Below are 6,511 nucleotides of genomic sequence, written 5' to 3'. Positions count from 1 at the left end.
CCGGTCAGGGCTGGACGGTGCAGGTCCCGAGCTGGCGCTTCGACATCGCCATCGAGGAGGACCTGATCGAGGAGGTGGCGCGCATCCACGGCTACAATCGCCTGCCGGTGCGCCGTCCCCAGGTCCGCCTGGCGCTGCGCCCGGCCCACGAGGCGCACACGCCATTGGCGCGGCTGCGCCGCCAGATGGTCGCGCGGGGCTACCAGGAGGCCGTGACCTACAGCTTCGTCGCCCCCGAGCTGCAGCAGGCGCTGCATCCCGAGGCGGTATCGCCGACGCTGGCCAACCCCATCTCCAGCGATCTCTCGGTCATGCGCGCGAGCCTCTTTCCGGGGCTGGTGCGGGCCCTGCAGCACAACCTCAACCGCCAGCAGGACCGGGTGCGACTGTTCGAGACCGGTCTCACCTTCCGCGGTGAGCTCGACCACCTGCACCAGACCCCGATGCTCGGGGCGCTGGTCTGCGGGCCTCGCGAGCCGGAGGGCTGGACCGGCGGCAGGGAGCCGGTCGACTTCTTCGACCTCAAGGGCGACCTGGAGAGCCTGCTGGCCCTCGGCGAGCCACAGGCCTGGCGCTTCGAGCCCGGCGAGCATCCGGCCCTGCATCCCGGCCAGTGCGCCCGCATCCTGCATCGCGGCGAGGAGGCCGGCTGGATCGGCACCCTGCACCCGGCGGTGCGCGCCAGGCTCGGCCTCAAGGTCGATGCGCTGCTCTTCGAGGTGCGCCTCGATGCGCTGACCCAGGGCCGGGTACCGGCCTTCACGCCGCTGTCGCGCCATCCCGAGGTGCGCCGCGACCTGGCCTTCCTGGTCGATGAGGGGCTGCCGGTGCAGTCGCTGCTCGACACCATCCGGGCCGAGGCCGGCGAGTGGCTGGTGGAGTCCCACCTGTTCGACGTCTACCAGGGCAAGGGGGTGCCGGAAGGGCTCAAGAGCGTGGCCCTGGGCTTGACCTGGCAGCATCCATCGCGCACGCTTAATGACGAGGAAATCAATCAGTTGGTTGATGCCATCGTCGCGGAGTCCCGTCAGCATCTGGGGGCCGAGCTGCGCGCTTGAGGCCCGGGTGTCTCGTCGATCGGCAGGACCAGCGCCACGAGGACGACAACATGGGTGTGACAAGATGGGTGCGTTGACCAAGGCAGAACTGGCCGAACATCTGCACGCCGAACTTGGCCTCTCCAAGCGCGAGGCCAAGTCCATGGTGGAGGCGTTCTTCGAGGAGATACGCGGCTGCCTGCGCGAGAACGAGCAGGTCAAGCTCTCGGGGTTCGGCAACTTCGACCTGCGCGACAAGCGTGAACGACCCGGCCGCAACCCCAAGACCGGCGAGGAGATCCCGATCTCGGCGCGGCGAGTGGTCACCTTCCGGCCCGGCCAGAAGCTCAAGAGCCAGGTCGAGGGCTATCGCGGCGAGGCCCACTGATTCTCCTGCCGGCCATGAAAAACGCCACTCCGAGGAGTGGCGTTTTTCGTCGACGGTGCCCGGCCTGTCGTCACACGCCGTTGCCGCTCTCCAGCATCCAGGTGATGATCACCTTCAGGACATAGCCCAGCATCCCGGCACCCAGCACCACGAAGAGCATGATGGTGCCGAAGCGGCCGGCCTGGGACTTCTTCGCCAGGTCCCAGATGATGAAGCACATGAAGAGGATCAGGCCGCCGATCATGATCGGGGTGATCCAGGTCTCGAAGGTCTGCTGCATGGCGCCTCCTTGCATGCCGCGGGGAAAGTCCGACTATTATACTCGGGCTCTGGCGCCCCTGCAGGCGCCAGGGCGTGGCCCCATGCCGCACCCCCATGTTAATATCCGACCGAAATTCTCAGGTAAATCCACGACATGCCCATGCTCAAGATCTTCGTAGGTACCATGTATGGCGGTGCCCTGGACGTCGCCGAACAGGTCAAGCCGCTGTTCGAGGAGGCCGGCTACGAGGTGGCCATCTTCGACCAGCCGACCCTCGACGACCTTATCGGCTCGCCCACCGACCTGGCGCTGTTCTGCGTCTCCACCACCGGCAGCGGCGACCTGCCCGGCAACATCGTGCCCTTCGCCCGCGACCTCGAGGAGCAGAGTCCCGGCCTCAATGGGCTGCGCTACGGCCTTATCGCACTGGGCGACAGCTCCTACGGCGACACCTTCTGTGGCGCCGGGCGCTACCTTGATACGCTGCTCGAGGGGCAGGGGGCCCAGCGCCTCGGTGAGCGCCTCGAGGTGGATGCCATGGAGACCTTCATGGCGGACGACGAGGCCCTGCCCTGGGTCGAGGAATGGATCGATGCCCAGCAGCTGAAGGTGGCCTGAGGTGGGCGCGACGCCGACAGCGGAGCGCCTCAGCCTGCTGCTGGGGCTGGGCGTGCTGATGCTGGCGACCCTGCCTCGCTACCAGGTCGGGGGGCACGAGACGCAGCTGTCGCTGATGCTGATGGCACTGGCGGTGGTGGGCGTGGTTGCCGTGCTGCAGTGGCGGTTGCTCCCGGGCGAGGCGCGCTCGCGCCTTCCCGCACTGCTGCGTCGCCTGGGCCTCTGCCTGGGCGCGGGCCTGGTCGTGATGGCGGCCTGGCACGCCCTGACCAGCGACTTCTTCGGCTGGGAGCTGCTGGTCTCCCACGGCGCCACCCTGGGGCTGCTGCTGCATGCCCTGGGGCTGTGGGTCAGGGTGCCTCGCTGAACTCGGCCCCAGCTGCAAGGTTCAAGGAGCAAGTCACAAGACAGCCTTGTAGCCTGTCAGAGTGTGGGCGCACAGTGCTTTCCCCTTGCCCCTTGCCCCTTGCCCCTTGCCCCTTGCCCCTTGCCCCTTGTTCCTACCCCAGCGTATAGCAGGGCACATAGTCCCCGGCGAGCTTCATGCGGCCCTGGTCGACGAAGGAGGCCAGCAGCTCGTCGAGGCGCGCCATCAGCTCCGGCTCGGCGTGCAGGCGGAAGGGGCCATGGGCCTCGATGGAGCGGATGCCTTTCTCCTTGACGTTGCCGGCCACGATGCCCGAGAAGGCGCGGCGCAGGTTGGCGGCCAGCTCGTGGACCGGCTGGTTGCGGTGGAGCGCCAGACCGGCCATGGCCTCGTGGGTGGGCTCGAAGGGCTCCTGGAAGTCCCGGGCCACGGTGAGGCGCCAGTTGTAGTAGAAGGCATCCTGGCGGCTGCGGCGATACTCGGTCACCGCGTCGATGTTCTTGCGCATGGTGCGGGCGACCTCGACGGCGTCGTCGACGACGATGCGATAGAGCCGGCGTACCTCCTCGCCCAGGGTGTAGACCAGGAACTCATCGATGCGCCTGAAGTAGTCGGCAGAGTCGAAGGGCCCGGTAAGGATCACCGGCAGCGCCATGTCGGCATTGTCCGGATGCAGCAGGATCCCCAGCAGGTAGAGGATCTCCTCGGCAGTGCCCACCCCACCCGGGAAGACGATGATGCCGTGGCCCAGACGCACGAACGCCTCGAGGCGCTTCTCGATATCGGGCATCACCACCAGCTCGTTGACGATGGGGTTGGGTGCCTCGGCGGCGATGATGCCGGGCTCCGAGACCCCCAGGTAGCGTCCCTGGGTGCGACGCTGCTTGGCATGGGCCACGTTGGCGCCCTTCATGGGCCCCTTCATGGCGCCGGGCCCGCAGCCGGTGCAGATGTCCAGCTCGCGAAGCCCCAGGTGGTAGCCGACCGACTTGGTGTAATCGTACTCCTCGCGGGAGATCGAGTGGCCGCCCCAGCAGACGACCAGGCTGGGGTCGCGTCCCGGCTTGAGGGTCCCGGCCTTGCGCAGGATATGGAAGACCGCGTTGGTGGTGCCTTCGGCGGTCTGCAGGTCGAAGCGATGGCGGGTCTGGATCTCGTTGTAGACGTAGACGATGTCACGCAGCACCGCGGAGAGGTGCTCGCGGATGCCGCGGATCATCTTGCCGTCGACGAAGGCCTCGGCCGGGGCATTGGTGATCTTGAGGCGAACCCCGCGGTCCTGCTGCAGCACCTCGATGTCGAAGTCCCGATAGGTTTCCAGCAGGGCCAGGCCATCATCGGTGGGGTTGCCGCAGTTGAGGACCGCCAGCGAACAGTTGCGCAACAGCTCATGCAGGCCGCTGCGGGAGGTGTCGTGGAGGCGCTCGACCTCCTGCTGGGAGAGGATCTCGAGGCTGCCTTCCGGCGAGATGGTGGTGGAAATGGTGTCGGGCATGCTTGGCGTTCCCTGTCGTCATGGCGGCATTGCTCGTCCTGCGATGCTATCACGCCGCGCCACGGGCGGGCAGCGCTGTGGGCCTGGCGGCGAGCTGGTAGAATCCGGGCTACCAGGCCACTGCCCGCGACGTGATGCCCCATGTTCAACGCCCGCTATTTCCGCACCTTCATCACCCTGGTCGAGACCGGTAGCTTCACGCGCACCGCCCGCCGCCTGGAGATGACCCAGCCCGGGGTCAGCCAGCACGTGCGCAAGCTCGAGGAGTACCTCGGCAAGCCGCTGCTGGATCGCCAGGGGCGGCGCTTCATGCTCACGGAGAGCGGGCGGCGTGCCTACGACTACGCGCTCAAGCTGTTCGCCGAGCACGAGCAGTTCCGCCACTCCCTGGACAACGACAGCCTGGACAGCGGCGAGTGCCGCCTCGCCTCGCCGGGCAGTGTCGGCCTGATGCTCTATCCCTTCATTCTCGGCCAGCAGCAGATGCAGCCCGGTCTCACGGTGAGCTACAGCTTTGCCTTCAATGGCGAGATCGTCGCCGACGTGCTGGGTGGCCGTCATGACCTGGGGATCGTCACCGAGGCCGTGCGCCATCCCGACCTCGACTGCGAGCCATGGCACCAGGAGCCGCTCTGCCTGGTGGTGCCGGCAGACTTCGCCGGCAACGGCCTGGTCGACCTGATGGGGATCGGCTTCATCAGCTACTCGGGCGGGGAGGATCACGCCGGGGCCCTGCTCCGGGCCAACTTTCCCGACTTTCGCTCCATGAGCCACTTCCCGCGCCAGGGCTTCACCAACGAGGTGAGCATGGTGCTGGATGCCGTGGCGCGCGGGCTGGGGTTCACCGTGGTCTCGCGAGTGGTGCTCGAGACCTCGCCCTGGCAGCGCCAGGTCAAGGAGCTCTCCCTGAATCAGCCGGTCCACGAGACCCTGCACCTGGTCATGCGCACCGGCGAGCAGATGCCGCGGCGCTACGTGCGACTGCTCGAGGGTTATCGCGAGCAGCGACGTCACGAACGCTTCGGTTTCGGCGAGGGGCCGGAGCGCGACGAGGCCTGACGGCAGCAGGCCCCGCCATGGCGGGGCCTGTGTCCTGTCGCGGGGCACGCCGGTGCCAGGCGTGCCGGTCAGTCGCGTCCCTCAGTCACGATACTCGTCGATGCTCGGGCAGGAGCAGATCAGCTGGCGGTCGCCGAGCACGTTGTCGACGCGGTTGACCGCCGGCCAGACCTTGGCGGCCTTGACCGCCTCCGAGGGGAAGGCACCGAGCTCGCGGGAGTAGGGGCGTTCCCAGGCGTCGTCCATCAGGTCGGCCATGGTGTGCGGGGCATTGACCAGGGGGTTGTCGTCCGCCGGCCAGTCGCCGCGCTGCACCGCCGCGACCTCCTCGCGGATCGCGATCATGGCGTCGCAGAAGCGATCGATCTCGTAGCGCGACTCCGACTCGGTGGGCTCGATCATCAGCGTGCCGGGCACCGGGAAGGACATGGTCGGGGCGTGGAAGCCGTAGTCCATCAGGCGCTTGGCGATATCCTCCTCGCTGATGCCCGACTCGGCCTTGAGCGGGCGGATGTCGATGATGCACTCGTGGGCCACGGTGCCGTTGCGGCCCTTGTAGAGCACCGGGTAGTGGCGCTCGAGGCGCGACGCGACGTAGTTGGCGTTGAGGATCGCCAGCTCGGTGGCCTCGCGCAGACCGCGGGCGCCCATCATCTTGAGGTAGGCCCAGGAGATCGGCAGGATCGAGGCGCTGCCGAAGGGCGCCGCCGAGACCGCGCCGCAGCTCGCCTCGACCCCTTCCAGCGGCGTCACCACGTGATTGGAGACGAAGGGGGCCAGGTGGGTCTTGACCCCGATCGGCCCCATGCCCGGGCCGCCGCCGCCGTGGGGGATGCAGAAGGTCTTGTGCAGGTTGAGGTGGCTGACGTCGCCGCCGAAGTCGCCGGGGCGGGTCAGGCCCACCTGGGCGTTCATGTTGGCGCCGTCGATGTACACCTGGCCGCCGTGCCCATGCACGATGTCGCACACCTCGCGCACGCTCTCCTCGAAGACCCCGTGGGTGGAGGGGTAGGTGATCATGATCGCCGAGAGGGCGTCGCTGTGCTGCTCGGCCTTGGCGCGCAGGTCGTCGATGTCGATGTTGCCGTCGCCGTCGCACTCCACCACCACCACCTTCATCCGCGCCATGGCGGCGGAGGCGGGGTTGGTGCCGTGGGCCGAGCTCGGGATCAGGCAGACGTCGCGGTGCCCCTCGCCCTCGGCGGCCTGGTAGCGGCGGATCGCCACCAGGCCGGCGTACTCGCCCTGGGCCCCGGAGTTGGGCTGCATGGAGATGTGGTCGTAG

The 6,511-nt window shown here is 67.9% G+C and carries 6 protein-coding genes and 2 pseudogenes; 5 read left to right on the top strand and 3 right to left on the bottom strand.

Annotated elements, in window-relative coordinates; genetic code table 11:
• Window positions 1-1,058 (top strand): annotated as a pseudogene (locus SCI24_RS20005) (phenylalanine--tRNA ligase subunit beta); the annotation flags it as partial.
• 64 nt (window positions 1,059-1,122) lie between these two features.
• Window positions 1,123-1,425, top strand: a complete 303-nt coding sequence (ihfA, locus tag SCI24_RS20000; protein WP_106230963.1) for an integration host factor subunit alpha — start codon at window positions 1,123-1,125, stop codon at window positions 1,423-1,425.
• 70 nt (window positions 1,426-1,495) lie between these two features.
• Here the strand turns inward: ihfA and SCI24_RS19995 are convergent, their stop codons facing one another.
• A complete protein-coding gene (locus SCI24_RS19995; protein WP_318727050.1) occupies window positions 1,496-1,705 on the bottom strand; it encodes a DUF2788 domain-containing protein in 210 nt (69 codons plus the stop codon).
• A 135-nt stretch (window positions 1,706-1,840) separates the two neighbouring features.
• Between SCI24_RS19995 and SCI24_RS19990 the strand changes: the two genes are divergently transcribed.
• Together SCI24_RS19990 and SCI24_RS19985 are read left to right on the top strand one after the other, a co-directional pair.
• On the top strand, window positions 1,841-2,305 hold the full coding sequence (locus tag SCI24_RS19990; protein ID WP_318727049.1) for a flavodoxin: 465 nt from the start codon (window positions 1,841-1,843) through the stop codon (window positions 2,303-2,305).
• Window position 2,306: 1 nt separating this feature from the next.
• On the top strand, window positions 2,307-2,672 hold the full coding sequence (locus SCI24_RS19985) for a hypothetical protein (protein WP_318727048.1): 366 nt from the start codon (window positions 2,307-2,309) through the stop codon (window positions 2,670-2,672).
• Between the two features lie 133 nt (window positions 2,673-2,805).
• On the opposite strand, the gene ppnN is transcribed toward SCI24_RS19985, so the two are convergent.
• A complete protein-coding gene (gene ppnN / locus SCI24_RS19980; RefSeq protein WP_318727047.1) occupies window positions 2,806-4,167 on the bottom strand; it encodes a nucleotide 5'-monophosphate nucleosidase PpnN in 1,362 nt (453 codons plus the stop codon).
• Between the two features lie 141 nt (window positions 4,168-4,308).
• Between ppnN and SCI24_RS19975 the strand changes: the two genes are divergently transcribed.
• A complete protein-coding gene (locus SCI24_RS19975) occupies window positions 4,309-5,226 on the top strand; it encodes a LysR family transcriptional regulator (protein ID WP_318727046.1) in 918 nt (305 codons plus the stop codon).
• 81 nt (window positions 5,227-5,307) lie between these two features.
• Here the strand turns inward: SCI24_RS19975 and SCI24_RS19970 are convergent.
• A pseudogene (locus SCI24_RS19970) lies at window positions 5,308-6,511 on the bottom strand (glycine dehydrogenase (aminomethyl-transferring)); the annotation flags it as partial.

It is taken from the genome of Halomonas sp. (genome assembly GCF_033549285.1).
GTDB lineage: Bacteria > Pseudomonadota > Gammaproteobacteria > Pseudomonadales > Halomonadaceae > Halomonas.
Note: the sequence above shows the minus strand (reverse complement) of the source record. Positions and strands in the feature narration are given on the sequence as shown.